Origin of the sequence: Pseudoalteromonas sp. 5Ae-yellow, from assembly GCF_014077565.1 — a bacterium.
GTDB lineage: Bacteria > Pseudomonadota > Gammaproteobacteria > Enterobacterales > Alteromonadaceae > Pseudoalteromonas.
This window is the reverse complement of record NZ_JACGWD010000065.1, coordinates 1-26018: the sequence shown is the minus strand read 5'-3', so window position 1 is coordinate 26018 and position 26018 is coordinate 1. Positions and strand designations below refer to the sequence as shown.

Below are 26018 nucleotides of genomic sequence, written 5' to 3'. Positions count from 1 at the left end.
CATGTCCCGTCTGTTAACATTAATCTTGGCATGTAGGTTCGGTGTAAAGTTTTCTGGCGAATTCAATTATACCTTATCTTCATGCTGTTTGTTTTTCATACCACAAAGATCAACACGCCCTAGTATATAAATTAAAACTTATTTTTTAATAAGCTTTTTAAACCATAGTACCAACTAAGCGCTGCCACCGTGCCATGAGTTTCTTCTTCAAAGTAACGTTGATTTATATATAAACTGTTACTCGGGTGCGCTTTTAGTTTTTTAGCAAGCTCTAAGCCCCATTTATAATTAGCCTCTCCAATTTCACCAAAAGCTGCATTATTAGCAAAAGTAAAATATACATTGCCTTTAAGCTGCTTATTTATAAGCTGTTGCTCGTCAAAATAACGATTGAGATAATTATTATCCCAAAGGTAGGTTGCATCAATAATTAAGTAATCAGTAAATAAAGAGTGATTGGTAAGTAAAACATAACTTGCGAACAAGCCGCCGAAAGATTCCCCAATTAACACCTGCTTATTTGATGTACGGTAATTTTTATTAATGAAGGGAATAAGTTCTTTTTCAAAAAAAGCGGTGTAGTTTGCGGCATTGCCAATGTTTTCAAATTTTTCGAGTAGCTTGCCGTTAAAAGTCCAATCGACATTGGTAGGGGTAAAGTCGCGCTCTCTTATCGCATTTTTACTATTAGGAACAGCGACAATAATTGCTTGTTGAATTTGTTTTTCTAGCCGCTCAGTACTGAGTGCTTCAACAAGCCCCGCTAAGGCTTTTAAATGGGTTGGGTCGCCATCAAGCAAGTAAATAACAGGATATACTAGTTCGAGGTTTTGCTTGTAGCTTGGCGGTAAATAAACACTATAACTGCGCTGCTCACCTAAAATAATAGACTTAAGCTGATGTTTTTTTGCTAACACAATATTTTCTGACGCATACGAAGCAGTAATAAAATACAGATAACTAAACGCCATTAATAAAGCTTTCATAACCATCCTTGTAATTAATAAGAGCAAACTTAACTTTTTACAGTCTCTTCTACCGTTTCAACATTTACAACTTGATTCAAGTTGCCTTTAATAACCACTGTTGCTGATATTTTATCTTGAATGGCTTGTCTGTTTGGGTCCCAATATATCTGTAAAAACCCTAACAAGCCTGTGGCAAAGCCTGCGCCGTAGCCGCCGTAGCGACCAAAACAATCTAATAAACCTAATGGCTCACCGCTTAAGGCGACAACACGAATATTACATACCTTTTTACCCGGTGTTTGCCCGCGCCAAAGTAGCGAGAACAACGTAAAGTAAACAGCAGCCCAGCCAAACCCTAAACCTAAGTCTTGAATAATGCCTTTGCTCCACTGCAAAATACTATTTGTGGTTGTTTGTGCAGGTTTTTCTTCTATTAACTGCGCAGGCTTTATTTCGTTATTTTCACTGATCACTAGTAGCTGTAAAAGTACGGTAGCAAGTTGTGGGTTTTGTAGGTCGTCCATTTCTGCTAATTTGGGAACTTGCCCTATTAAATTATCAAGTGCGTTTTGTTGGCAAGGTTGATCACAGCTGTCATCGGCTGTTTGCGCTAAATAAGTATTTACGCGTTGTTTTTCTGTGGCGGTAAGCTGAATTTCATCTTGTATTTTTACGCCCTGAACAGCTAAAGCTTGATCAGCGTTATCGTCTTCTAGGTAATCTATGCCAATTGAAAGCACAGTAAGTGCGCTTACAAATAAAATACTTGCTGCCGTTATTTTTAAGATTCTTCGCCACACATTCGACATTTTTGGAAGGTATTGCTGTGCCGTACCTTTATAAAAAGCCATTGCAGCAACAAATGCTATTAAAGCCGCGCTGAGTTTGGCTGCTAAAAATATCAGTGCAACATCAATAATAATCGCTAGTGCACGCCGAATTGGCGTAGCTAAAGGCAAGCCCAGTAAAGCACTGTCAATTTTAAAGGCGTAGGGGGTAACAACTTCTCGGGTTTCAGAGTTTGATAATTCTAATTGTTCTATCTCTTTGGCTTTCATTTATTTTCTTGTTATTAAAATAGGTAACCCGGTTAACTTACGCGTTTTTTATTTTTTGCTCAAGATAAAGCTAATAGAATCAGTGCACAAAAAAGGGCTGCATAAAATGCAGCCCTTCATGTTTTTACTCAATGTTTATTACTTACTAGCAATTATACCGTTGGATAATCGGTATAGCCTTGCTCTGCACCACCAAACAAAGTGTCGGGGTTGTGGCTGTTAAGAGGCTTGCCTTGCTTTAAGCGTGCTGGTAAGTCTGGGTTTGATACAAACGGGCGACCAAAGCCAATCATGTCGGCCCAACCTTCGCTAAGTGCTTTGTCTGCACGTTCTTTGGTGTACTTGCCTGCGTAAATTAATACACCGTTGTAGGCTTTACGAATGGCGTGTTTAAACCCAACACTCATTAAAGGTGCATCATCCCAATCTGCTTCAGCTATATGCATGTAACCTACGCTGGCTTTATTTAATGCCTCAGAAACCGCTAAATAAGTTTCCTCAGGATTTTCGTCTACTGTGCCATTAAGGGTTGTTAACGGGGCTAGTCTTACGCCTACCTTGCTGCTACCAATTTCGTCGCTAACAGCATTTACGACTTCAATTAAAAAGCGTATACGGTTTTGCACGCTGCCACCATATTCATCGGTGCGAGCATTTGATTCTGAGTCTAAAAATTGGTTAATAAGGTAACCATTAGCAGCATGAAGCTCTATGCCATCAAATCCTGCATTAACTGCATTTTTAGCAGCTTGGCGAAATTCGCCTATGACATGCGTAATATCTTGTTTGCTCATTTCGCGTGGGAGTTGGGTGTCTACAAACCCCGGTGCGCCGTTTGTATCTACAAATACTTTTACGTCTTTTGCAGCAATGGCCGAGGCTGAAATAGGCTGCACGCCACCGGTGTTGTCACTATGAGTTACACGGCCAACATGCCAAAGCTGAGCAAACATCACGCCACCAGCGCTATGTACTGCGTTGGTTACTTTACTCCAACCTACAACTTGCTCATTTGAATAAATACCCGGAGTCCAAGCGTAACCTTTACCAAGTTCACTAATTTGTGTGCCTTCGCTTACAATTAGCCCAGCACTTGCGCGCTGTGCGTAATATGTTGCCATTAAGTCGTTAGCTATATCGCCAGGCTGTGTTGAACGCGAGCGAGTCATTGGGGGCATAACAATACGGTTTTTTAATGTTTTACCTGCAAGTTCTATTGGTTCAAAAAGTAATGTCATAATGCCTCCTAAGTTTGATTGCGCTCATAATAACGTAACCAAGCACATGCAAAAACAACAAAAACTGCAAAATAGTTTTGTTGTATCTGCAATAAAGCTACAAAGTAAAACACATTAACTTTAGGTGAACTAAATGTATTTTATTGACTCTTAACAGCACTATTAAGTTGAGGGTTTGATGTGAATAAAGGGAATGCGTGGCCGTGGGTTATCTCGTTATGTATACATGGCGTGTTGCTGTACTTATTACTTTCACATAAATTACTTTCGCAAAAAATAAAGGTTGAAGAACCTCAAACAAAAAAAGACACCGTAATAAACGTTTATGTAATGGTTAACTTATCAACCCAACCTAAGTTAAGCACCGTTAACACCACCACTAACGCACCGATTGCTGAGCCTGCAAAGTTAGAGGTAAAAAAGTACCTGAATCTATAAGCACTAATAAAACACCTACAACTCAAACACAAGTTACTAAAGCACCCAAACAACGTGACGAAAAACCAAAAACAACAACAGTAACAGTAACAGTAACAAAGTCCACTATTACAAATAAACCTCAACCCCCTGCCCACACCATTAATACCAACACGCAAACGTTTAAAAAACTTAACCCGTATGCGCCTATTTATGGCGCACCTATAAATAACTTAACGCATAAAAAATGGTCACGTTTGGCGAAGCTGATAACTCAGATAGTACTGATGATGCAATAGCTGCCACGCCCACAATTAAATCACCGGTTGAATCACAAAAATCGGAAGTTCTTAGCCAAAATACAATAGGCACACGACGATTAGAAAGATTTAACGGTAAATGCTATTTAATTGATACTTCAACCGTATTTGGTAGTAATGGCATGCCTCAAGGTAGCGCGCAGACCTGCCCTGGTGAGCAAACTGATGATGAAATATTATTTAATAAAATAATGGATAAGTGGGCTTGTAAAAATAATTAGTTTTAAATTAGTGAACAAATACATTATTAAAGCGTATTAGTTATAAGTACTCCACTTACTTAATGCCAATTAGGAAACACGTATGACAACAAAGCTACTATCATCACTTTTTGTATTTAATTTATTAGTTTTAAGTGCACAAGCGAATGCAAACCAGCGCTGGTACGTTGTTAACGACTCAGTAATGGGCGGTGTATCTAATAGCGAAGTAACACAAACTCAAGAAAGCTTGCTTTTTACAGGCAATATTTCGCTTGATAATAACGGCGGTTTTGCATCAATACGTACAGAGCTAAATACACAAAGCCAAAATACTAAAGCTATAGCACTGCGCGTTAAAGGGGATGGACAAACCTATCAGCTTAGACTCAGAACTACCAATTACCTTGATGGCGCAGCGTACACCCACTCATTTAAAACAGTAAAAAATGAATGGGTAGATATAAACTTCGCTCCGAGTGATTTTACTTTAACGTATCGCGGTCGCGTGCTTGAGCAACAACCGATTATTGATTTTGACGACATAAAACAGCTAGGCTTTATGATTGCAGGCAAGCAAGAAGGTAAGTTTAAACTTGAAGTGGGTAAAATTGAGTTTAAAAGCTAGCCCACCAGCATGTTGGTGGCGCTAAATAGTATAGTCGTCGCCCCGTCTCTTCATTTCACTAATAACCAGCTCAACCATTTGTTGTTTTATTGCTGCTTGCTCTGACTTTAACTCCCCTAATTGCAGCTCTAACATATCTATTTGTTCTTGCTGTTGCGTGTTTTTATATTTTTTTGCACCTAGGTGCTCTGCATCAAAAGTTAAACTCGCATCACTTTTATTCGGCTCACTTGCAGAAGTGTTTATAGTTAAACTACGTTGTACGGGGCTTTGTTTAAGTTTATTAATTTGCTCTTGCAGCGCAATAACTCGCCCAGCGAAGTGCTTGTATACTTTTTCTAGGTTTTTATATTGATTGCCAAACGTAGCGTTATCTTCACTATATTCTTGCGCTTTGGTATCTAGAAACTTTGATAACACATATTTTGGCTCTTCCTCATTTTCTTCCTCGCTCTTTTCTTCACTCGCTTTTTCAACAGGTAGTTTATCTGATTGCGCTAAAGTTTGAGCATTTGAGCTGTGTACTTGGTATGGAATGGGAGCCGCTAAAATCTTCATTATTTTATCCCTAAAATAGCTTTGTCTCTTTTATAGGTATCGACCTCGCATTAAAATTCTTGAGTAAATTTTCATGTTAGCTAAAAGCAAAAAGCCCCACTTTATTAAAGTAGGGCTTATACCAATTTATTAAACTAACTCGTTGCTTACTTAGTGCTTTGGTTATCTTGTGAGAGCGCAATAAGTGCAAGCGCCGCATTTAGGCGAGTATTTAAATTATTATAAATAGTCATTCCAAACACACCAATAATACAAACTATTAAACCCATTTGTAGGTTAACGCTCATCTCTAGTAAAAAAACAGCTGCAACGAGTAAGCACAGCGCTAATGCATAAATAATAGATTGAAAGGTAAAGTTAATATCACCCTTGGCTATTTTAAGTAATTCGTCTTTATTCATAATTTACTTCCTTGTTATTTGATCACTAAGACTCAATTGCCAGTAACTCTACTTCAAATATAAGTACTGAGGCAGGAGGAATACTCCCTACACGTTTTTCGCCGTATGCTAATTGGTGCGGTACATAAAAGGTGTATTTATCGCCTGGGCTCACCAGTTGTAAGCCCTCAGTCCAACCTTTAATCACTTGGTGTAAGCCAAAGCTAATCGGTGTTTTACGCTCTACTGAACTGTCAAACACAGTGCCGTCGATTAGTGTGCCGTGGTAATGCACGTTAACCATACTTTTTGGGGTTGGTGTGTTTTCGTTTTCGCTTTTATGGATTACTTTATACTGCAAGCCAGAAGTCGTTTCTACTACGCCTTCTACCTTTGCGTTAGCGGCTAAATAGTCTGCACCTATTTGTGCATTTATGCCTGCTTGTTGTTTTGCTTTTTTACTATTTTGAAATATTAAAAAACAAAAAATGGCGATAACTACCGCCAAAATTATATTAATCATCATTAACCTTTTTCGCTGTCTAGCTCTTCGTCTTTTTCGTCATCATCGCCGTTTACTATGTCGGCAATCTCTTTGAGGCGAGCAAGTGCAATACCGTTTACTGAGTTTTCTGGATACTGGTCATCAATAATATCGCCAGCTTCTATATCCATTAACAAGTTAAGCGCTTGGTCTACGGTTTCAACTGCGTAAATATTGAATTTACCCGCTTCAACCGCATTAAGTATTTCGTCATCAAGCACTAAGTTAACTTGGTTTGATTTAGGAATGATAACGCCTTGCGAACCTGTTAAACCACGCATTTTACACAGTTTAAAAAAGCCTTCTATTTTTTCGTTTACGCCACCAATGGCTTGTACATCACCATGTTGGTTTATAGAGCCTGTAAGCGCAATTGATTGGCTAATAGGTAGGCTAGTAATAGACGAAATAAGCGCACACAACTCTGCTAAAGATGCGCTATCGCCATCTATGTAACCATAGCTTTGCTCAATGGCAATATTAGCGCTAAGCGTTAAGCTAAAGTGCTGCGCATATTTATTACCTAAATAACCGGTAAGCAACATAACACCTTTTGAGTGAATTGCTTTGCCAAGCTCAGCTTCGCGTTCAACATCTATTACGCCATCAGCGCCAGCATAAACCGTTGCCGTAATACGCGCAGGGGTACCAAATGAGGTATCGCCAATGTGTAATACGGTTAAGCCATTTACTTTACCAATGGCTTGGCCGTCGGTTGCAATAAGTGTGTGACCTTCTTTTATATCACTGAGCATATTTTCGCTAATTTGGCCGGTACGGTATTGCTTGCCTTCAATGGCTTCGTCAATATGGTGCGCGTCAATAACGGCTAATTTGTCTTGTTTTGCGTAGTAACTGGCCTCTGCAATAAGTTCAAGTACATCAGCAAAACGCGCTGATAATTTATTTTGATGCTCAGCTTGGCGGTAACTAAATTTAAGTAAACGCACCATAGCAGCCTGCGTTGCAGTGCACTTTAATGTTTGCTCGCAATACTCGGTTACTTTAGTAATAAACTGGTATTGCAATTTATCGCTACTTGGCAAGTAGTAATCAAAGTCAGCTAATACTCTAAATAGCTCTGCAAATTCTTCATCGTACTCACCTATGGTGTAGTACAACTCGCGCGAACCTAATAAAATAATTTTAACATCAAGCGGTATAAGCTGCGGGCGAAGTGTAAAGCTCGTCCCTACTGTGCTGTCTTGATACGGTAAGTCGTTTTTAATTTGATGTGTTTTTAACGCGAGTTTTAAACCATCCCACACTTGTGGGTTTGCCATGATTTTTTCAGCGTCCATAATTAAATAGCCGCCATTAGCACGATGCAATGCACCAGCCTGAATTGAGCGATAACAGGTAATTAAAGAGCCTTGCGATGTTGAGTACTCAATTTTGCCAAATATATTGCCAAACGTTGGATTAGGCTCGTACACAACCGGTGCTGCGTCGTCCTCTTTAAACTCAACTAAAATGTTAGGTGCAAAAAAGTCGGTAAGCATGCCTTTGCGATCAAAGTCTTCTTTGCTTTCTTCACTTTCATCTTCGTCATCTAGCCATTCAAGTACCGCGTCTATAATTTCAACGCGTATATCTTTTAAATAGCGCAGTACACCAATATGCGTGGCATATTTATGTTCTAAGTCTTTTAAAAGTGGTTTAGTGGCTTGCTCTGCAGTCGACTTTTTAAGATTGCGTTGTTTTTCTTTTGATTCGCGTTTCCAACGTGGCAGCTCTATTAACGCTTCTATTAATGCATCTTCTAGCTTTTCAATTTTTTCAAAAAACTCTTCACGTAACGTTTCTTCAAGTTCGCCAAATTCGCTGTCGCTCAATTGTTTACCATCTACAAGTGGTGCAAACCCTACTGAATTTTTTTCTTCAACTAATGCAACGCTTTGCTCAAACGCCGCAATTTCTACTGCGGTAATAGCACTGTCGTAGGCATCGTTAAATTCACGATCGATTGATTTTTTCTTACGCTGATACGCTGGGTTATCAAATGCCGCAGGAAAGGTGTCGAGTACTTCATCTAAAAATGAATCTATATCGTCACTAAGTTGCTTGCTTTGACCTGGTTGCATAAACAGCGCAATAGGTTCTCTGTGGTCATCGTAATTGTTTACGTATAACCATTCGTTTGGCGTTGAGCTGTCTTTTGCGTGTTGTTTAAGTTTATCTTTAACAAGCGTAAAGCGCCCGTGAGCGGCCTCGCCCATTACATAAAGGTTGTAACCCGGCAGTTCCATCCCTAATGAAAAATCTAAAGCACTTTGGGCGCGTTGTTGGCCTATAAACGTAAGTTGCTCTGGGTATGGATTGTTCATACACGTGTTTACGTGATTAGTAGAAATACTCGGTGCGAGTTTTGAAACAGATAGTGGCAGCAATTTTTTCGTCATTCTAACTTCTTTTTTTACCAGCATATTCGCTGGCCTTTGGGCGTATTAAGTGGCCCGCAGCCACTTAATACTTATATTTAAGGGTGCAGTGCCTTACGACTAAAATAGATTCCATCACATTCAATACACGGTGTAATTTGTGTAGCGTGATAAACATCGTAACTATGGGTGCAATTCTTACATACTAATGTGCCCATGGCTATCCATTCGCCTGCGTGATACACACCATTGTGCTTAAAATCTTGGCTAAGAGATTGCCACTCAAGTTGAGTTTTATCTTCTATGTGCGACAGTTCAAACCAAAGAGACTCTTTAAGCTCTTGCCATGCAAGCGAATTATAGTGTGATTCGTTCTCTACTATATGTTCAATATCATTCTTTAAATAACTTTTGTAGAGCTCATATCTTTCTTGACTTAAATCTTTAAGCGCCTGCTCAGATTCAACAAACCCAGAAACCACATCTTTTAAACCATGCTCTTTCACATCTTTTATCCAATGGGTAAAACTGCTAAGCCATGTTTTGTAATCAGTCATTTTTTACTCCTTCAAAATTGCTGTTAAATCAGTCTGTAACTTATGCCTTTAGCTAACCACACTATAAAAAGGCAGGTTAACCTGCACTGAAAGTTACAATTTAATAAAAGCATGTTTTTGACGCTGTGAATAGTGTTTTATTTGGGGTATCCTAACGGCAATTTTTTATTAGTTTGCAAGAAGTCTGGAACCATAGATGCAAGAGCAATATAACCCGCAAGATATAGAGTCAAAAGTACAAAGCTACTGGGAAGAAAACCAGGTATTTAAAGTCACTGAAGATGAGAGCAAAGAAAAGTATTACTGCCTTTCTATGTTCCCTTATCCGAGTGGTCGACTGCATATGGGTCATGTGCGTAACTACACCATTGGTGATGTTGTTTCTCGTTTCCAGCGCCTGCAAGGCAAAAACGTAATGCAACCTATGGGTTGGGATGCGTTTGGTTTACCTGCAGAAAACGCTGCTATTAAAAACAAAACAGCACCAGCTAAGTGGACATACGAAAATATTGATTACATGCGTACTCAACTTAAGCAATTAGGTTTTGGTTATGACTGGGATCGCGAAATTGCGACATGTCATCCAGAATACTACAAGTGGGAGCAGTGGTTTTTCACTAAGCTTTACGAAAAAGGCCTAGTGTATAAAAAAATGTCGACAGTTAACTGGGATCCAGTAGATCAAACAGTACTCGCTAACGAGCAAGTTATTGACGGTCGCGGTTGGCGTTCAGGCGCTGTGGTTGAGCAAAAAGAAATTCCACAGTGGTTTATTAAAATTACCGACTACGCACAAGAGCTACTTGACGATTTAGACAAGTTAGAAGATTGGCCAGAGCAAGTTAAAACAATGCAGCGCAACTGGATTGGCCGCTCTGAAGGGTGTGATATTGAATTTAAACGCACCGATAACGACGAAACATTTAGCGTATACACAACTCGTCCAGATACCTTTATGGGTGTTACGTATGTTGCTGTTGCTGGTGGTCACCCTATTGCGCAAGAAGCCGCTAAAAATAGCGACGCTATTGCAATGTTTGTTGAAGAATGCAAAAACACCAAAGTTGCCGAAGCAGACATGGCAACAATGGAGAAAAAAGGCATAGCAACAGGCTTTTACGCCACTCACCCATTAACAGGCGAGCAAGTACCAATTTGGGTTGCTAACTTTGTATTAATGCATTATGGCTCAGGCGCTGTAATGGCAGTACCTGCACACGATCAACGCGACTTTGAGTTTGCAACAGCGTACGGCCTAGATATAAAACAAGTCATTGCGCCTGCTGAAGGTTCAGATCTTGAAGTAAACCTAAAAGAATCAGCATTTACCGATAAAGGCGTACTTGTAAATTCGGGTGAATTTAACGGCCTTGATTTTGAAGCTGGTTTTAAAGCGATTGCCGATAAATTAGAAGCACTCGGTGTTGGTGAGCGTAAAGTAAACTTCCGCCTGCGTGACTGGGGTGTGAGCCGTCAGCGCTATTGGGGTTCTCCAATTCCAATGCTTAGCGATGAAGACGGTAAAGAACTTGCCGCAACAGAAGATATGCTACCAGTTCGCTTACCAGAAGATGTAGTGATGAACGGTGTAACTTCACCACTTAAAGCAGACCCAGAGTGGGCTAAAACAACAGTAAATGGCGCACCTGCGTTTCACGAAACTGATACGTTTGACACCTTTATGGAATCGTCTTGGTACTACGCACGCTACTGTAGCCCACGCTACGACGAAGGCATGCTAGATCCAGCGGCTGCTAACTACTGGTTACCAGTAAACCAATACATTGGTGGTATTGAGCATGCAATTTTACATTTATTGTACTCGCGCTTTTTCCATAAATTATTACGTGACTTTGGTTTAGTTAATTCAGACGAGCCGTTTGACCGCTTACTTTGTCAAGGTATGGTACTTGCTGAAACATTTTATCGTAAAGATGAAAAAGGCGGCGACATTTGGATTTCGCCAACTGATGTAAACACCGAAACCGACGAAAAAGGCCGCGTTACTAAAGCATGGCACAAAGAAGATGGCGAGCCGGTATTCTCATCAGGCATGAGCAAAATGTCTAAGTCTAAAAACAATGGTATAGACCCACAACATGTAATTGCCCAGTATGGTGCAGATACAGTGCGTTTATTCATGATGTTTACAGCACCACCAGAGCAAACGCTTGAATGGTCAGACTCAGGCGTTGAAGGCGCACATCGTTTCTTAAAACGTGTATGGAAATACGCGGTAGACGTTAAAACAGTAGGTTACCAAGCACTTGATAAATCAGCGCTAACTAACCCGCAAAAAGTACTACGTCGCGACTTACACAAAGCAATTGCTAAAGTGACTGATGATGTTGAACGTCGTCAAACCTTTAACACCGCTATTGCAGCCATTATGGAGCTTTCTAATAAGTTATTAAAAGCACCACTGAGCGACAAACAAGATGTAGCGATTGCTAACGAAGCACTTGAAGCATTAGTTATTATGCTTGCACCTATTACTCCGCATTTATCGCATGAGCTTTGGAAAGAGCTTGGTAAAAAAGGCGAGATTTTAGATGCTGCATGGCCAAAAGTTGACGAGTCGGCACTTGTTGAAGATGAAAAACTAATCATCGTACAAGTAAACGGCAAGCTTCGCGCTAAGTTAACAGTGGCTGCTGATGCAACTCAAGAGCAAGTAGAAGCCCTTGCGTTTGCAGAATCTAACGTAACTAAATTTACTGATGGCTCAACCATTCGTAAAATCATTTACGTACCAGGCAAGCTACTTAACGTGGTAGCTAACTAATATGGCTGCATTTAACGCCATTAAAAATGGACTAGCCTTAGTGCTAGTCTGTTTTTTGTTATCAAGCTGTGGCTTTCATTTAAAAAAAGCCTCTAGCCTGCCTGATAACTTAAAACAGCTAACACTTGTAGGCGATGACGAAAAATCGACTTTATTCACTGAGCTTAAAAAAGAGCTTAAAGCGAGTAACGTAGAGTTAGTATCGTCAGCTAAAGATAAAGCCCAATTGTATTTACGCAAAGAAAGCATTGAACGCCAAACACTTTCGCTGTTCCAAAACGGCCAAGTTGCTGAATATGAGCTCGCTTATGGCGTATCGTATGTAGTTAAACGCCCAGGTGAAAAAGCGATAGAAAAACGTTTTGAGCTTTATCGTAATTACCAAGACGATCCGGATCATGCATTAGCAAAAGCAAAAGAGCTTGAGCTACTTATTAGCGAAATTCGTGAGCAAGCCAGTCGTCGTATTGTTAGAGAGCTATCGCAACTATAATGCGCTGCTACGCTAATCAACTACCGAGTGAATTAAATAAAGGGCTAAAGCCCTTTTATTTAGTATTTGGAGAAGAGCCTTTTCAAGAAGCGCAGTGCGTACAACAAATTCGCGACAGTGCTAAGCAACAAGGTTTTGATGAAGTAATTAAGTTTACTTTAATGCAAGGATTCGATTGGCAAGAAATTATAGCCCAGTACCAGAGCATGTCGCTGTTTAGCGCCCGCACTATTATTGAGCTTGATTTAAACCAACAAAAGCCAGGCGTTATTGGCAGCAATACCTTTAAAAAAGTAGTTGAGCTAGTTAATCCCGATACTATTTTAATTGTTAAAGGCGCTAAAGCCAGTCAAGAAGTACAACGTGGTGCATGGTTTAAAGCCCTTGATAAACTAGGCGTATTTGTTCCTTGTTACCCACTTACGGGCTCTCATGTAAAACGATGGCTTGATGAGCAATGCCAACGTTTATCACTTAATATGCAAAGCGACGCCAAAGTAAGCTTAATAAATGCCACCGAAGGCAACTTGTTAGCCTGTTTTCAGGAGCTTGAAAAGCTCTCGCTGCTGCACGGCAATGCATTAATTACTCAGCAATTAGTAATGCAAGGCCTATTAAACCAAGCCAAATTTGATATTTTTGATTTAAGCGATGCGCTATTAAATGGCCACGCCAAACAAGCTATAAAAGTATTAAACAAACTTGCCAGCGATAACACCGAAGTGGTAAGTATTTTGTGGGCTATAACCAAAGAGCTTAATACACTTATAAGTATGCAACTTGGTTTATTAAATGGCGAACCTATCGCTAATTTATTTAAACAAAAAGCAATTTGGAAAAACCAACAAGGTCCAGTTCAAAACGCAATTAACCGTTTAAACATGCACACACTAGAACAAATAAACAGTGATGTTGCGTTGTTTGATGCCAGTTACAAGCAAGGTAATTTAATTGCACCTTACCAAGCGCTTGCTCATATTTGTATTAAATTTTGCCAGCCGCTCAACATTCCTATGCCGTGCCACGCGGTTAATTAATAAATAGCTAATGGGTGTTAAATGATCGCAATTTTTGGTGGCACTTTCGACCCAGTCCATTTAGGCCATCTAAATATGGCGCAGCAATGCGTAAATGCGTTTAATTTAAATACGCTTTATTTTATGCCCTGTGCACTCCCTGCACATAAAGCAGCGCCGGGTATTAGTGCAGAGCACCGTATTAATATGCTAAACGCAGCCATTGCACCTTATCCTCATTTTGAACTCGATTTAAGAGAACTTAATCGAACCGGTCCATCGTATTCGTTGCTGAGCTTACAAGAACTTCGTAAAGAGCACCCCACTACACCTATTTTATTTTTAATTGGTATGGACTCATTTAACAACCTAGATAAGTGGTTTGAGTGGAAGGCAATAACGCAGCTTTGCCATATTGTGGTGTACCAGCGCCCTGCTCAACATTGCACTGTAAAAGGTGAGCTCAAAAGCTATATGCAACGCGCAAATGCCGTCGAAGTAGCGGCACTTAAACACTCACTTGCAGGTAAACTTTATTTTTTACCGGGCGAAATGCTCGATGCGGCCTCAAGCACCATTCGCGAACAACTGAAAAAAAGTAATAAAAAGAATGAACTATTGCCCGATGCAGTGAGTCATTACATAGAAGTGCATCAGCTCTATCAAATTGATGCTTAAAAACTCCTAGCGTGTTAAAATGCGCGCCATTAAATTTTTAAATTGAGACAAAACCTTGGATTCAAAACAACTACTCGCCTTTGCTATGGACAAAATTGACGATATGAAAGCGCGTGACATCGTTCATATTGACGTTACTGGAACATCAGATATCACAGATTACATGGTAATTTGTTCTGGTACTTCTAAACGCCACGTACAGTCAATTGCCGATCACTTAGCAAAAGAAGCGCGTCATGCAGATTCAGAGCCATTAGGTTATGAAGGTGAAGGCGACGGCGAATGGGCACTGGTTGATTTAGGTGATGTGGTTGTACACGTGATGCAAAACGAAGCACGTAGCTATTACGATCTAGAAAAACTGTGGGGCTAAACGCTCACTCATTTTAGACAATGCTTGGAAGTAATACGTGAAAATACAAATGATTGCTGTTGGTACTAAAATGCCAGCATGGGTAGAAACGGGATTTGCAGAATATCAGCGACGTTTCCCTAAAGATATGGCCCTAGAGTTAATTGAAATTCAAGCCGGAAAACGTGGTAAAAATGCAGATATAAAACGTATTTTACACATTGAAGGTGAAAAAACATTAGCGGCTATTCCAAAAGGCAATCGTATTGTAACGTTAGAGGTAACAGGGAAAGCGCTGGATACTCACCAACTTGCTAAAAATATGGAAAAATGGCAACTCGATGGCCGCGATGTAAGTTTACTTATTGGCGGACCTGAAGGACTTGCTCCAGAGTGCATTGCAGCTTCTGAGCAAAAATGGTCGTTATCTAATTTAACATTGCCGCACCCTTTGGTGCGTATAATTGTTGCAGAGAGCCTTTACCGAGGCTGGAGCTTAAATAACAACCATCCTTATCATCGCGAGTAACCCCTTGCCATGCTAAAACATAGACCCACTATTCGTGACCACTCCGCAGAAGCAAACTTATTTGCTAGGCGAGCATTCGTGGGTTTTGTTTTTGTATTAGGATTAGTCGCTGTATTGCTTTCTAATCTTTATACTATTCAGGTAGAAGATCACCAAGACTACCAAACCCGCTCCAACGATAACCGCATTAAAGTTATTCCTATTGCACCCAACCGTGGTTTAATTTACGACCGTAACGGTGTGCTACTTGCTGAAAACAAACCTGTTTACAACCTTGAAGTCATCCCCGAAGAGGTAGATGACCTTGACGAATCGCTTGATCAAATAAGTAAAATAATTGCGATTACAGAGCAAGATAAACAAGACTTTTTAAAAGATATAAAACACACCCGTCGTTTTAAATCACAAGTATTAAAAGCCCGCTTAGACGAAACTGAAGTGGCGAAATTTTCGGTTAATCAACATAAATTCCCTGGTTTTAGTATTGAGGCACGTCTGGCTCGCTACTACCCATTTGGTGACACGCTAACGCATGCGCTTGGATATGTTGCCAAGCTTAATAGAAAAGAGCTAAACCAATTAGAACAAGAAGATCGTGCAACCAATTACCGTGCTACATATGATATTGGCAAGCTCGGATTAGAAAAATACTATGAAGAGACATTGCACGGTAAAGTGGGCTCACAACGGGTAGAAGTTAATAACCGTGGCCGTGTAATTCGCACTCTAAGCATGACCCAGCCACAACCTGGTAGCGATTTAGTGCTTACCTTAGACATTGGCTTGCAACAAATTGCACAGCATGGGCTTAAAGATATGCGTGGCGCTGTTGTAGTTATGGATGCAAAAGATGGTGGCGTGCTGGCACTTTATTCAAACCCAAGTTACGACCCAAATTTATTTGTACACGGCATTAGCAGCAAAAACTATAAAGCGTTACTTAACCAAGACCGTCCGTTAATAAACCGTACTACGCAAGGTCGTTATGCGCCTGCCTCTACGGTAAAGCCCTTAATGGCTGTATTAGCACTTGAAGAAAATATAGTAAATGAATCAACATCAATGTGGGATCCTGGTTTTTTTCAAATTCCAAATGTTGAACACAAATGGCGAGATTGGAAACGTTGGGGCCATGGTCATGTGGATGTATACAAGGCGATTGAAGAGTCGTGCGATACCTATTTTTACGATGCGGCTTATCGATTAGGCATTACTAAAATCAGTGATTTTATGGCCCGTTTTGGCTACGGCGATTTGTCAGGTATTGATATTCATGAAGAAACTACTGCTATTCTACCTTCAAAAGAATGGAAAGAAGGACGCTTTAAAGAGTCTTGGTGGCGTGGTGATACTATTTCGGTAGGTATTGGTCAAGGTTACTGGACTGCTACACCAATTCAAATTGCAAATGCGACTAACATATTAGTTAATCGTGGTATTAATCATCCACCTCATTTGGTGCAAGTAATAAAAAAAGATAGCGACATAACGCAAATTAACAACGAAGAAAAACCCCCTGTTATTTTAAAAGATCCACGCCATTGGCAGGTATCGTTAGATGCAATGCATAATACAGTTCAAAAAATATCAGGCACAGCGCACAAAGCATTTAAAGGCACTAACTACGACTCGGCTGGTAAAACGGGTACTGCACAGGTAGTTAGTATTGCCCAAGGTGAACGCTACGATGCAGAATCGCTTAAAGAGCGCCAGCGTGACAACACAATTTACGTAGGGTTTGCACCTTACAACGATCCTAAAATTGTGGTTTCTGTTGTATTAGAAAACAACCACGGCGGTATTCAAATTGCTCGCCAACTTATGGATTACTACTTTGCAGCTAATCCAGTTAATCTTGCAAGGAACGATACACCATGACAGCTTTGCACGATAAACGCTCTATTTGGATGCGTATGCATCTAGACCTACCACTGCTTATTGCATTACTCATAATGATGGCTGGTAGCATAATGGTTGTTTACAGCGCAAGCGGCCAAGACTCTTCAATGATGATTAGGCACATGACTCGTATGGGCGGTGCGGTTGTTGCTATGGTTGTTTTGGCCCAGTTTTCGCCTGCCACATTAAAGCGTTTAGTGATCCCACTTTATTGCGTTGGTTTATTAATGCTAGTGGGTGTACTTTTATTTGGCGTAAGCTCAAAAGGCGCACAGCGATGGCTCGATTTAGGGGTGACACGGTTTCAACCTGCAGAATTAATGAAGCTGGCAGTCCCTATGATGGTAGCTTGGTATATAGGGCGTAACCACTTACCTCCTCGGCCAATGCACTTAATTATTGGCTTTATGATTGTAATGCTCCCTACATTATTAATTAAAGAACAACCCGATTTAGGTACCGCTATACTTATTGCAAGTTCAGGTATATTTGTTTTGTTTTTGTCTGGATTAAGTTGGCGTTTAATCGGCTTTTTAAGCTCTATTGTAGCGCTTGCCGCATGGCCATTTTGGCACTACGGTATGCACGATTATCAAAAGCAGCGTGTACTCACCTTTTTAGACCCTGAGAGCGATCCGCTCGGTTCGGGTTATCATATTATTCAATCTAAAATTGCTATTGGCTCAGGCGGTATAGAAGGTAAAGGCTGGCTGCTTGGTACGCAATCGCAACTAGAATTTTTGCCAGAGCGCCACACCGACTTTATATTTTCGGTTTTAAGCGAAGAATTTGGTTTATTTGGCGTATGTGTTTTACTTAGTCTCTATTTATTTATTATTGGCCGTGGTTTATACATTGCTGTTAATGCACAAGATGCATTTGGTAAATTGCTCGCAGGCGCACTCACCCTCACCTTTTTTGTGTACGTATTTGTAAACATAGGCATGGTATCGGGTTTATTACCTGTTGTAGGCGTACCTTTACCACTGATTAGTTATGGTGGTACATCGATGGTGACGTTAATGGCAGGATTTGGCATTATTATGTCAATCGCAACAGATAAAAGGATGCTTTTAAAATAATGCGACACACTAATCAGCTTATATTTACCACGTTATTAATTTTGCTTTTAAATGCATGTAGTAGCGGCTCTAGTAGCCGCTATAGCATGCGCCATGATGCAGCACCACTTAGAGCCCCGACTACACTTGAGATGCAAGACGCTATAGTTACCGAAGTAACTAAAAGCGCCAGCGCTAGTCGCCCATATACAGTGCTTGGTAAAAGTTATTCACCCATGCTTGATGAAACAGGCTTTAGTGAAGAAGGCATTGCCTCTTGGTATGGTCGTAAATTTCATGGTTATCACACTTCAAATGGTGAAACGTATGATATGTTTGCCATGACCGCAGCGCATAAAACGCTGCCACTACCTAGCTTTGTTAAAGTAACCAATACAGCAAATGGTAAATCGGTAATCGTTCGCGTGAACGATCGGGGCCCGTTTCATGACGATAGAATAATTGACCTTTCGTACGCAGCCGCTTACAAGCTTGGCTATTACACCCATGGTACAGCAAAGGTTAAGCTAGAAGCCGTTACGCTTGCGGGCGCAACTGCGCGTCAAACCTATATTCAGGTAGCTGCAGGTAGTACACTTGCTAATATTGAAGCGCTTGCCAGCACATTGCGAGAGCAATACAAATTACCAACAAATATTGTGCAAAAAGACGATATTTACAGACTGCATTTAGGGCCAATAAAAGATACCCCTCATGCAAACGAAGTATTAAAAAAATTAAAAGAAAATCAATTTCAAAACGCGTTCTTGCTTTACACTCAGTAAGACTAATACCCAAACTATCCCCAGGATGCTCGCATCTTGGGGTGGTTTGGGTATAAAATGGCGTAACGCGAATCTTTAACTTTAACCATTAATGAGTATGATGAAATCTATTAAACATAAAATCCTCAAAGGTGTATGCGGCCTAGTTTGTACAGCCGCCGTATTTTCAGCCAGCGCCCAAATTATTCCGGCACCACCTCAAGTTAATGCAAAAGGTTATTTTTTAGTCGACTTTACAACAGGTAAAGTTATTGCTGAAGGTGAAGCTGATACACAGCTAGCACCTGCAAGTTTAACTAAAATGATGACCAGTTATGTAATTGGTACTGAAATTAAAGCAGGTAATATTGCCACTACCGATATGGTAACGGTAAGCGAAAAAGCATGGGCTAAAAACTTTCCAGAATCTTCAAAGATGTTTATTGAAGTAGGTAAACAAATTAGTGTTGATGAGCTTAACCACGGTATTATTATTCAATCAGGTAATGATGCATGTGTAGCAATGGCTGAGCATATTGCTGGAAGCGAAAGCGCATTTGCTGATTTAATGAATGCCCATGCTGCTAAATTAGGTATGAGCAACAGTCACTTTATCAACAGCCACGGCCTTGATACTGACGAGCACTTCACAACTCCACGCGATATGGCGACACTTGGTGCTGCTCTTATTCGTGATGTGCCAGATGAATATGCACTTTATAAGCAAAAATCGTTTACTTATAACGGCATTAAGCAATATAACCGTAACTCATTATTATGGGATGAAAGCTTAGATGTTGACGGCATTAAAACAGGGCATACATCAGAAGCTGGTTACAGCCTAGTTACCTCAGCTACTAAAAACGATATGCGTTTAATTGCTGTTGTTATGGGTACCTCAAGCGAACGAGCTCGTAAAGTAGAAAGTAAAAAGCTACTTAACTATGGTTTTCGTTTTTATGAAACAATTACTCCGTACAAAGCAGGCGATAGCTTTGCAGAACAACGTATTTGGATGGGTAACAAAGAGAACGTATCTTTAGGTATTTTAGAAGATACACCAATTACTATCCCACGTGGTCAGCATAAAAACCTTAAAGCTAACTTTGAGCTAGATAATACGCTTGAAGCACCACTTGCTAAAGGTACTAAAGTAGGTACGTTATTCTTACAACTAGAGGGCGAAGATATTGCTCAATACCCACTAGTTACACTTGAAGAAGTGGAAGAAGGCAGCTTCTTTAGCAAAATTTATGATTACTTACGCTTACAGATCATGCAGTAATTTATATCTCCCCTATTAACTAGGTAACTAATTTAAACGTCTCCACTGTGAGGCGTTTTTTTTTGCTTGAAAAATGTTAGAATGCGCCCCATATAAGCAAGACTGCTAATTGCCTATCTGTATTAAGCTTCAAGCTTTCATAGAGTCCACACTTTTGTATGAGGAGTCACCGTCGTGGTTCAACCTGTTAAAGATACTAAATTTGATGAGTACCTAGAGTACCCTTGCCCATTTACATTCAGAATAATGGGTTTAGCTAACGTAAACTTAACTGATCAAATTTTAGCTAAGTTACAACCAATAGCACCTGGCGATTACGCCCCTAAAGTAAAACCAAGCAGCAAAGGTAATTACGAGTCAGTAAGCCTTGTAGCAACAGTTACTAGTGGCAAACACATTGAAGAAATTTACAACGTGATCAGCAATATTGATGACGTACGCCACATGCTTTAATCCATAGTTGAGATTTGTTGTGAACGAAAACACTTTGATCGTACGCCAACTGGGTCGTCAGCGTTATATGCCTATTTGGCAAAAAATGCAGGACTTTACCGACACCCGTGATGAAAATACGCCAGATGAAATTTGGCTTGTAGAGCACGAGAGTGTATTCACCCAAGGTCAGGCTGGTAAGGACGAACACTTACTAGCTCCTGGCGACATTGAGGTGATTAAAGTTGACCGTGGTGGGCAAGTAACTTACCACGGCCCTGGCCAGCAAATGATGTATGTATTATTTAATCTACGTCGTTTAAAGATTGGTGTACGTGAACTGGTTACGTGGCTTGAAGAGTGCATTATTGAATCACTCGCCGAGTATGGTATTGAAGCTTATGCTAAAGCTGATGCACCAGGTGTATACGTTAATGACAGTAAAATTGCATCCCTTGGTTTAAGGGTTCGTCGTGGTTGCTCGTTTCATGGCTTAGCATTAAATGTTAACATGGACCTAAGTCCATTTTTACGCATTAACCCATGTGGTTATGCGGGCATGAATATGGTGCAAACTAAAGAATTAGATGGTCCTCAAAACCTAGAAAGTGCGGGTGAAGGATTGGTGAAACACATGATCAAGAAGCTTAATGCAACACAGGTTAAGCATACTGAAGGGTTTGAAAACGAATGAATAAACCAGTCAAAATGGAACCAGGTGTAAAACTACGCGACGCAGAAAAAATGGCGTTGATCCCAGTAAAAGTTTTACCTACAGAAAAAACTGAAATGTTGCGTAAGCCAGAATGGTTAAAAATTCGCTTACCTAAATCAACCGATCGTATTGACGGTATTAAAAAAGCGCTACGTAAGCATGGCTTACACTCGGTATGTGAAGAAGCTTCGTGCCCTAACCTATCTGAATGTTTTAACCACGGTACAGCTACCTTTATGATTTTAGGTGCAATTTGTACTCGTCGTTGCCCATTTTGTGATGTTGCTCATGGTCGCCCATTAAAACCTGATGCCACTGAACCTGAAAAGCTAGCACTTACTATTAAAGATATGAAGCTAAGCTACGTTGTAATCACTTCAGTTGACCGTGATGATTTACGTGATGGTGGTGCACAGCATTTTGCCGATTGTATTCGCGAGATTCGTAAACATAATCCAACTATCACTATCGAAATTTTAGTACCTGACTTTCGTGGCCGTATGGACCGCGCACTAGAGATATTAATCGAGACGCCACCAGATGTGTTTAACCACAATCTTGAAACTGCGCCACGTTTATACAAACTAGCTCGTCCAGGTGCTGACTATAAATGGTCTTTAGAATTACTTCGTCGCTTTAAAGAAGCTCACCCAGAAGTAAAAACTAAATCAGGCTTAATGGTTGGTTTAGGTGAGGAAATTAGCGAAATTGAAGAAGTACTTCGCGATTTACGTGCTCACAACGTTGACATGCTAACTGTAGGCCAATACCTACAACCTTCTAAGCATCACTTACCGGTTAAGCGCTACGTGCCACCAGTAGAGTTTGACGGCTTAAAAGCGTATGCAGACGAAATTGGCTTTACTCACGCGGCTTCAGGTCCGTTTGTACGCTCAAGCTACCATGCTGATCAACAAGCAGCGGGCAAAGAAGTGAAATAAGTAAACTTAAGTATTAAACTACTTTTATGGTAAAAAATGCCGTTAGTTAATAAATTAAACTAATGGCATTTTTGTATGTGATAAGTTTTTTTTACCATTTATCAAATAAAATTAGGTTAAACCCATCTAAGTTGAGATAATTAGCACTGACATAATTATTTAGGTTCATTATGAAACTATTAGTTCGTAACTTGTCTCGTGCTACCACTGAGCATGAGCTTCGTACTTTATTTGCAGAGCACGGTAAAGTGACTACCTGTAACTTAGTACTTGATAAAGACACTGGCCAATCTAAAGGCTTTGCCTTTTTAGAAATGCCAAACGACATAGAAAGCAAAAGCGCTATTAAAGCACTTAACCAATCTACTGTTGATAAAAGTAAGATCCGCGTGAAATTAGCGGATGCTTAAGTAATAATTTATTACTTAAAGTTAAAAGAACCAGCTTGCGCTGGTTTTTTACTAATGGCTGATAGCTAATCTGCAATTGCGTGAAAAGTTCTCTATAAAAATTCGACATCGCTGCAGTGCTTCCTTTATATTGAAAGCCCAATTAAATAACAATATGAAGACTATGGCATATACTCTTTTAAAAAGCGCTAGCCTAAGCCTGCTAGTTGCACTCTTTGGCTGCTCAGAGCCTGCAAGCAAACAAACCCCATTAGAAAATACAGCCGGTGTAAGCCTTAGCAATATTAAACAGCATATTAAAACGCTAGCCTCTGATGACTTTGAAGGCCGAGGTCCACTTACTCATGGCGAAGTGAAAACAGTAGGCTACTTAAGTGAGCAATATAAAGCACTGGGTTTAATCGGTGCTTATAAAGGTAAATACTTACAGCCTGTAAAAATGGCAATGGTGACAGCTAATCAGGATATGCAGTTAAAGGTAGGTGATTTAAGCTTTAAATCAGGTAAAGACTTTACTGCGCGTACTGAGCAACTTCAGCCATTAATTGATGTACGTAACTCTGACGTTGTATTCGTTGGCTATGGTATTAATGCGCCAGAATATAAGTGGAATGATTATAAAAATATTGATGTAACGGGTAAAACAGTGGTTGTGCTCGTTAACGATCCAGGTTTTGCTTCTCAAAACGATGCCCTTTTTACTGGCAATGCAATGACCTACTACGGTCGCTGGACTTATAAATATGAAGAAGCCGCTCGCCAAGGTGCAAAGGCTGTATTTATTGTTCATGAAACAGCACCTGCGGCATACCCTTGGGGCGTAGTTGAAAGTTCAAACACCGGCACTAAATACACGTTAATGGATAACAATTTAAACGCGTCTAAATTACCGGTTATGGGCTGGCTAACACTTGATGCGACTGAGAAAATGTTTAACGCCGCAAAGCTTAACTATCAAGATTTAAAACAAGCAGCATTAAATGATGACTTTAAAGCCACGCCACTTAACTTAAAAGCAAATCTTGCCTTTAAAAACGAAGTATCGCATGCCAAATCGCATAACGTAATTGCACAAATTACAGGTAGCGAATCACCTGACGAATACGTTGTTATAAGCGCTCACTGGGACCACTTTGGTACTAAACAAACTGATACTGGCCCTAAGATTTATAACGGCGCAGTAGATAACGCTTCAGGCACTGCAGCCACGCTTGAAATAGCACGCATCATGAGCAAAATGAATAAGCAAAAACCGTTTAAACGCTCAATTATTTTTGCTAACTTTACAGCAGAAGAAACGGGGTTAATTGGTTCTGAAGAATTTGCATCGGGTGCGGTTGTACCTACAAAACAAATGGTCGGTCTATTAAATATTGATGGCATGAACGTGCTTGATGGCACTGACTACATTTTACAATACGGTAAAGATTTATCGACAATGGAAAACTATTTAGCAAAGGCTGCAAAATCACAAGGCCGTGTTGTTAAAATGGATCCTCGCCCGCAAAATGGCTTGTTTTTTAGATCTGATCATTTCTCACTTTCTAAGCAAGGCGTGCCCAGTCTATTATTTATGAGCCTGGGCGATACCGACCCTGACTATATAGCGCATAAGTACCATAAAGAAGCAGACGACTACTCAGCTGATTGGTCGTTAGGTGGTGTTAAGCAAGATATAGATCTTATTGTTGATATAGCCACTCAACTTGCAAACAATGGCGATTGGCCAAAGTGGACTAGCGAGTCTGACTTTAAAGCCAAACGCGCGCAAGATAAGCAATAAATAACTATTAATAGTTATGTAATATAAAAATCCTCCTACTTGGAGGATTTTTGTTTTAAACGAGCCCGCATTAATAGCGTTTCGGCCTTTGCCCCTAAATAAACATAAATAGCCAGTGCAATTAAAAGCCCCACCACTGCCAGCATCATCGCTATTGCAGGCATTAAATATTCCGATTGCCCCAGCGCCGCTTTAAACATAGTTAACAACGCCTCAATTGATATAGCAATTAACACGGTAGATATAAATCGTGTAATAGTGCGCCGCGTAGATGAGTGCCTAAAAATATCCTTATGCATAAGAATTTCTTCTTCGAGTATTGTTTTACCTAAATCGAATACTGCTAATGCTAGGGTGATGTAAATAATGATACTAAAGGGTTCAAGTGGATCTGATGAGGTATCTACATGGGTTAATAGCGCGTATATATCACTAAAAACGATATTCAGTAAAAATAATACTAAGCAAAATAAGCACGCCACAATAATACCGTAACCCGCTTTAAAGTAAGGCGACATATTAGCGCGCGCAGTATCACCCATTACAAACTCAATAAGCTGCGTTAAGCTCACATCAACGACCAAGTAATGTTGATTATTAATTGGTTTTTTTAGTTCTTTAATCGCCGATATACATAAATGGTTAGTCGCTATAGAAATGTAGGGATCAGTAAAGCACACCCTATCACTTGTTTTAGCGTTCAAAAAATAGGGTCGCTCGCTTAAATCTTGTTGATTACCACTTTCACCTAGTTTTTTGCTATATGCCCGTTTAAAGCAGACATTATTACCCTGCTGCAAACCTTCTGCATTTAAACAATATTGTAATTCTAAAAATGGGTACTGCTTAATCAGGTAGCGGGTATCACGCTCCTTAGTTAACCCATCCTCAATACTCATCAAAATAGATTCAAGTAAGCTGTGTATTACATGCTCATATTCGTGGTAGCGCTCAACACTACTGATATAACTCATTCGCGCCATTTTAAATACTCATTAACCTAAGTTATAAATAGATTTGCAAGTTTAAAACCAATAATAAAATAACTTAACAATCAGCAACTTAATGATATTCAAACTCGTGTTTTGCACTACTTTGGTGACTAAAAAGTAATATATTAAATTAAATGCACAAAAAAGCAGCTAAGTATTAATTACTTAGCTGCTTTGTGAGTATGACTGGTAAGGCTTTACGACTAGCTTAAATATAGAGCCTATTACTGAACCTTCGAAAACTCTTCTTTAGATAATTCGCCATTTCCATCTGCATCTAATTGATCAAAAAGCTGTACTAGTTGCGAGTTTACTTGGGTTTCTGTTTTACTAATTACGCCATCGCCATCAGTATCAAAAGAATCAAAATCTACCGCAGCAAACGCTGCTGAAGAAGAAGCAAGGGCTACAAGTGGTAGGGCGTGTTGATCTTTGGTGGGTGAATTTACAGCAGTATGTTTGGTTTTTAGGCAAGGCAGAGCCTATGTAGTGTGGTTATTCCCCATAAATAGGCGATAACGCAGCATAAATACCAAACATGCGCTGCCCTTTGGGTTCTTTCTAGGGACGATTAACTCTTTGTTGCTCGGTTTTTACTTAGCCCACTAGGTTACAAACCTCGCGCCGCGATTTA

27 protein-coding genes and 1 pseudogene are annotated in these 26018 nt (G+C 40.1%); 18 read left to right on the top strand and 10 right to left on the bottom strand.

All coding sequences use genetic code 11. The features are described from left to right. Positions 1 to 131: 131 nt before the first annotated feature. The 3 genes from H4J63_RS15710 to H4J63_RS15700 form a co-directional block, all read right to left on the bottom strand. The gene (locus H4J63_RS15710) at positions 132 to 986 is read right to left on the bottom strand and encodes an alpha/beta hydrolase (RefSeq protein ID WP_182197455.1); all 855 of its coding nucleotides are present in this window, start codon (positions 984 to 986) and stop codon (positions 132 to 134) included. A gap of 29 nt (positions 987 to 1015) precedes the next feature. Next, a complete protein-coding gene (locus tag H4J63_RS15705) occupies positions 1016 to 2026 on the bottom strand; it encodes an RDD family protein (protein ID WP_182197453.1) in 1011 nt (336 codons plus the stop codon). Positions 2027 to 2178: 152 nt separating this feature from the next. Further along, positions 2179 to 3264, bottom strand: coding sequence for an alkene reductase (locus H4J63_RS15700; protein ID WP_182197451.1), 1086 nt, complete (start codon positions 3262 to 3264; stop codon positions 2179 to 2181). Between the two features lie 180 nt (positions 3265 to 3444). Here H4J63_RS15700 and H4J63_RS20360 point away from each other — a divergent pair, with 180 nt between their 5' ends. The 3 genes from H4J63_RS20360 (at position 3445) to H4J63_RS15690 (ending at position 4829) form a co-directional block, all read left to right on the top strand. Continuing rightward, entirely contained in the window at positions 3445 to 3702 is a 258-nt protein-coding gene (locus H4J63_RS20360; protein ID WP_259365725.1) for a hypothetical protein, read from the top strand. A gap of 226 nt (positions 3703 to 3928) precedes the next feature. Then, the gene (locus H4J63_RS20355) at positions 3929 to 4222 is read left to right on the top strand and encodes a hypothetical protein (protein WP_259365723.1); all 294 of its coding nucleotides are present in this window, start codon (positions 3929 to 3931) and stop codon (positions 4220 to 4222) included. A gap of 82 nt (positions 4223 to 4304) precedes the next feature. After that, complete coding sequence (locus tag H4J63_RS15690) at positions 4305 to 4829, top strand: CIA30 family protein (RefSeq protein ID WP_182197450.1); 525 nt, start codon at positions 4305 to 4307, stop codon at positions 4827 to 4829. 21 nt (positions 4830 to 4850) lie between these two features. Here H4J63_RS15690 and H4J63_RS15685 read toward each other — a convergent pair whose 3' ends face one another. From H4J63_RS15685 to H4J63_RS15665, 5 genes are all read right to left on the bottom strand, one after another. Further along, positions 4851 to 5387, bottom strand: coding sequence for a hypothetical protein (locus H4J63_RS15685; protein WP_024593879.1), 537 nt, complete (start codon positions 5385 to 5387; stop codon positions 4851 to 4853). 146 nt (positions 5388 to 5533) lie between these two features. Then, complete coding sequence (locus tag H4J63_RS15680) at positions 5534 to 5788, bottom strand: hypothetical protein (RefSeq protein ID WP_002958531.1); 255 nt, start codon at positions 5786 to 5788, stop codon at positions 5534 to 5536. A 25-nt stretch (positions 5789 to 5813) separates the two neighbouring features. Beyond that, positions 5814 to 6290 (bottom strand): FKBP-type peptidyl-prolyl cis-trans isomerase, encoded by a 477-nt coding sequence (locus tag H4J63_RS15675; RefSeq protein WP_182197457.1) that lies wholly within the window; start codon positions 6288 to 6290, stop codon positions 5814 to 5816. Positions 6291 to 6292: 2 nt separating this feature from the next. Beyond that, entirely contained in the window at positions 6293 to 8713 is a 2421-nt protein-coding gene (locus H4J63_RS15670) for a Lon protease family protein (RefSeq protein ID WP_259365722.1), read from the bottom strand. Positions 8714 to 8790: 77 nt separating this feature from the next. After that, positions 8791 to 9249, bottom strand: coding sequence for a zinc ribbon-containing protein (locus tag H4J63_RS15665; protein ID WP_007585575.1), 459 nt, complete (start codon positions 9247 to 9249; stop codon positions 8791 to 8793). Between the two features lie 196 nt (positions 9250 to 9445). Between H4J63_RS15665 and leuS the strand changes: the two genes are divergently transcribed. From leuS to H4J63_RS15590, 15 genes are all read left to right on the top strand, one after another. Beyond that, entirely contained in the window at positions 9446 to 12034 is a 2589-nt protein-coding gene (leuS, locus tag H4J63_RS15660; protein ID WP_165721391.1) for a leucine--tRNA ligase, read from the top strand. A 1-nt stretch (position 12035) separates the two neighbouring features. After that, positions 12036 to 12527 carry an LPS assembly lipoprotein LptE gene (gene lptE, locus H4J63_RS15655; RefSeq protein ID WP_010554703.1) on the top strand — a complete coding sequence of 164 codons (492 nt, stop codon included), beginning with the start codon at positions 12036 to 12038 and terminating at the stop codon, positions 12525 to 12527. Then, on the top strand, positions 12527 to 13564 hold the full coding sequence (gene holA, locus H4J63_RS15650) for a DNA polymerase III subunit delta (RefSeq protein ID WP_182197446.1): 1038 nt from the start codon (positions 12527 to 12529) through the stop codon (positions 13562 to 13564). The genes lptE and holA overlap by 1 nt, the downstream gene beginning before the upstream one ends. Positions 13565 to 13585: 21 nt before the next feature. After that, on the top strand, positions 13586 to 14221 hold the full coding sequence (gene nadD / locus H4J63_RS15645; RefSeq protein ID WP_182197444.1) for a nicotinate-nucleotide adenylyltransferase: 636 nt from the start codon (positions 13586 to 13588) through the stop codon (positions 14219 to 14221). 55 nt (positions 14222 to 14276) lie between these two features. Then, positions 14277 to 14594 (top strand): ribosome silencing factor, encoded by a 318-nt coding sequence (gene rsfS, locus H4J63_RS15640; RefSeq protein WP_007585564.1) that lies wholly within the window; start codon positions 14277 to 14279, stop codon positions 14592 to 14594. A 37-nt stretch (positions 14595 to 14631) separates the two neighbouring features. Beyond that, positions 14632 to 15102: a 23S rRNA (pseudouridine(1915)-N(3))-methyltransferase RlmH gene (rlmH, locus tag H4J63_RS15635; protein ID WP_007585562.1), complete on the top strand. Its 471-nt coding sequence runs from the start codon at positions 14632 to 14634 to the stop codon at positions 15100 to 15102. 9 nt (positions 15103 to 15111) lie between these two features. After that, positions 15112 to 16980, top strand: coding sequence for a penicillin-binding protein 2 (gene mrdA, locus H4J63_RS15630; RefSeq protein ID WP_033012431.1), 1869 nt, complete (start codon positions 15112 to 15114; stop codon positions 16978 to 16980). Further along, positions 16977 to 18083 (top strand): rod shape-determining protein RodA, encoded by a 1107-nt coding sequence (gene rodA / locus H4J63_RS15625; protein WP_007585558.1) that lies wholly within the window; start codon positions 16977 to 16979, stop codon positions 18081 to 18083. The genes mrdA and rodA overlap by 4 nt, the downstream gene beginning before the upstream one ends. Next, entirely contained in the window at positions 18083 to 18847 is a 765-nt protein-coding gene (locus tag H4J63_RS15620; RefSeq protein WP_182197442.1) for a septal ring lytic transglycosylase RlpA family protein, read from the top strand. Before rodA ends, H4J63_RS15620 begins: the two co-directional genes overlap by 1 nt. A gap of 100 nt (positions 18848 to 18947) precedes the next feature. Beyond that, positions 18948 to 20111, top strand: a complete 1164-nt coding sequence (locus H4J63_RS15615; protein WP_002958518.1) for a serine hydrolase — start codon at positions 18948 to 18950, stop codon at positions 20109 to 20111. 174 nt (positions 20112 to 20285) lie between these two features. Continuing rightward, on the top strand, positions 20286 to 20564 hold the full coding sequence (ybeD, locus tag H4J63_RS15610; protein WP_002958517.1) for a DUF493 family protein YbeD: 279 nt from the start codon (positions 20286 to 20288) through the stop codon (positions 20562 to 20564). A 19-nt stretch (positions 20565 to 20583) separates the two neighbouring features. Beyond that, entirely contained in the window at positions 20584 to 21237 is a 654-nt protein-coding gene (gene lipB, locus H4J63_RS15605) for a lipoyl(octanoyl) transferase LipB (RefSeq protein ID WP_010554695.1), read from the top strand. Further along, a complete protein-coding gene (lipA, locus tag H4J63_RS15600; protein ID WP_002958515.1) occupies positions 21234 to 22199 on the top strand; it encodes a lipoyl synthase in 966 nt (321 codons plus the stop codon). Before lipB ends, lipA begins: the two co-directional genes overlap by 4 nt. A 170-nt stretch (positions 22200 to 22369) precedes the next feature. Then, complete coding sequence (locus tag H4J63_RS15595) at positions 22370 to 22609, top strand: RNA recognition motif containing protein (RefSeq protein ID WP_024605577.1); 240 nt, start codon at positions 22370 to 22372, stop codon at positions 22607 to 22609. 163 nt (positions 22610 to 22772) lie between these two features. After that, positions 22773 to 24392 carry a M28 family metallopeptidase gene (locus tag H4J63_RS15590; RefSeq protein WP_182197440.1) on the top strand — a complete coding sequence of 540 codons (1620 nt, stop codon included), beginning with the start codon at positions 22773 to 22775 and terminating at the stop codon, positions 24390 to 24392. A gap of 35 nt (positions 24393 to 24427) precedes the next feature. On the opposite strand, the gene H4J63_RS15585 is transcribed toward H4J63_RS15590, so the two are convergent. Together H4J63_RS15585 and H4J63_RS15580 are read right to left on the bottom strand one after the other, a co-directional pair. After that, positions 24428 to 25375, bottom strand: coding sequence for a PDC sensor domain-containing protein (locus H4J63_RS15585; protein ID WP_024605575.1), 948 nt, complete (start codon positions 25373 to 25375; stop codon positions 24428 to 24430). A gap of 233 nt (positions 25376 to 25608) precedes the next feature. Next, positions 25609 to 25803: pseudogene (locus H4J63_RS15580) on the bottom strand (calmodulin); the annotation flags it as partial. Positions 25804 to 26018 lie beyond the last annotated feature (215 nt).

Bases quoted from the DNA above. Each gene is read 5' to 3' on its own strand.
- H4J63_RS15590 (WP_182197440.1), top strand. From the start codon at position 22,773: ATGGCATATACTCTTTTAAAAAGCGCTAGCCTAAGCCTGCTAGTTGCA.
- nadD (WP_182197444.1), top strand. From the start codon at position 13,586: ATGATCGCAATTTTTGGTGGCACTTTCGACCCAGTCCATTTAGGCCAT.
- H4J63_RS15595 (WP_024605577.1), top strand. From the start codon at position 22,370: ATGAAACTATTAGTTCGTAACTTGTCTCGTGCTACCACTGAGCATGAG.
- H4J63_RS20355 (WP_259365723.1), top strand. From the start codon at position 3,929: ATGGTCACGTTTGGCGAAGCTGATAACTCAGATAGTACTGATGATGCA.
- H4J63_RS15705 (WP_182197453.1), bottom strand. From the start codon at position 2,026: ATGAAAGCCAAAGAGATAGAACAATTAGAATTATCAAACTCTGAAACC.
- H4J63_RS15680 (WP_002958531.1), bottom strand. From the start codon at position 5,788: ATGAATAAAGACGAATTACTTAAAATAGCCAAGGGTGATATTAACTTT.
- mrdA (WP_033012431.1), top strand. From the start codon at position 15,112: ATGCTAAAACATAGACCCACTATTCGTGACCACTCCGCAGAAGCAAAC.
- H4J63_RS15690 (WP_182197450.1), top strand. From the start codon at position 4,305: ATGACAACAAAGCTACTATCATCACTTTTTGTATTTAATTTATTAGTT.
- H4J63_RS15700 (WP_182197451.1), bottom strand. From the start codon at position 3,264: ATGACATTACTTTTTGAACCAATAGAACTTGCAGGTAAAACATTAAAA.
- rodA (WP_007585558.1), top strand. From the start codon at position 16,977: ATGACAGCTTTGCACGATAAACGCTCTATTTGGATGCGTATGCATCTA.
- H4J63_RS15710 (WP_182197455.1), bottom strand. From the start codon at position 986: ATGAAAGCTTTATTAATGGCGTTTAGTTATCTGTATTTTATTACTGCT.
- lptE (WP_010554703.1), top strand. From the start codon at position 12,036: ATGGCTGCATTTAACGCCATTAAAAATGGACTAGCCTTAGTGCTAGTC.
- lipA (WP_002958515.1), top strand. From the start codon at position 21,234: ATGAATAAACCAGTCAAAATGGAACCAGGTGTAAAACTACGCGACGCA.
- H4J63_RS15585 (WP_024605575.1), bottom strand. From the start codon at position 25,375: ATGGCGCGAATGAGTTATATCAGTAGTGTTGAGCGCTACCACGAATAT.
- holA (WP_182197446.1), top strand. From the start codon at position 12,527: ATGCGCTGCTACGCTAATCAACTACCGAGTGAATTAAATAAAGGGCTA.
- H4J63_RS15670 (WP_259365722.1), bottom strand. From the start codon at position 8,713: ATGACGAAAAAATTGCTGCCACTATCTGTTTCAAAACTCGCACCGAGT.
- leuS (WP_165721391.1), top strand. From the start codon at position 9,446: ATGCAAGAGCAATATAACCCGCAAGATATAGAGTCAAAAGTACAAAGC.
- H4J63_RS15685 (WP_024593879.1), bottom strand. From the start codon at position 5,387: ATGAAGATTTTAGCGGCTCCCATTCCATACCAAGTACACAGCTCAAAT.
- H4J63_RS15615 (WP_002958518.1), top strand. From the start codon at position 18,948: ATGAAATCTATTAAACATAAAATCCTCAAAGGTGTATGCGGCCTAGTT.
- H4J63_RS15665 (WP_007585575.1), bottom strand. From the start codon at position 9,249: ATGACTGATTACAAAACATGGCTTAGCAGTTTTACCCATTGGATAAAA.
- H4J63_RS15675 (WP_182197457.1), bottom strand. From the start codon at position 6,290: ATGATTAATATAATTTTGGCGGTAGTTATCGCCATTTTTTGTTTTTTA.
- H4J63_RS15620 (WP_182197442.1), top strand. From the start codon at position 18,083: ATGCGACACACTAATCAGCTTATATTTACCACGTTATTAATTTTGCTT.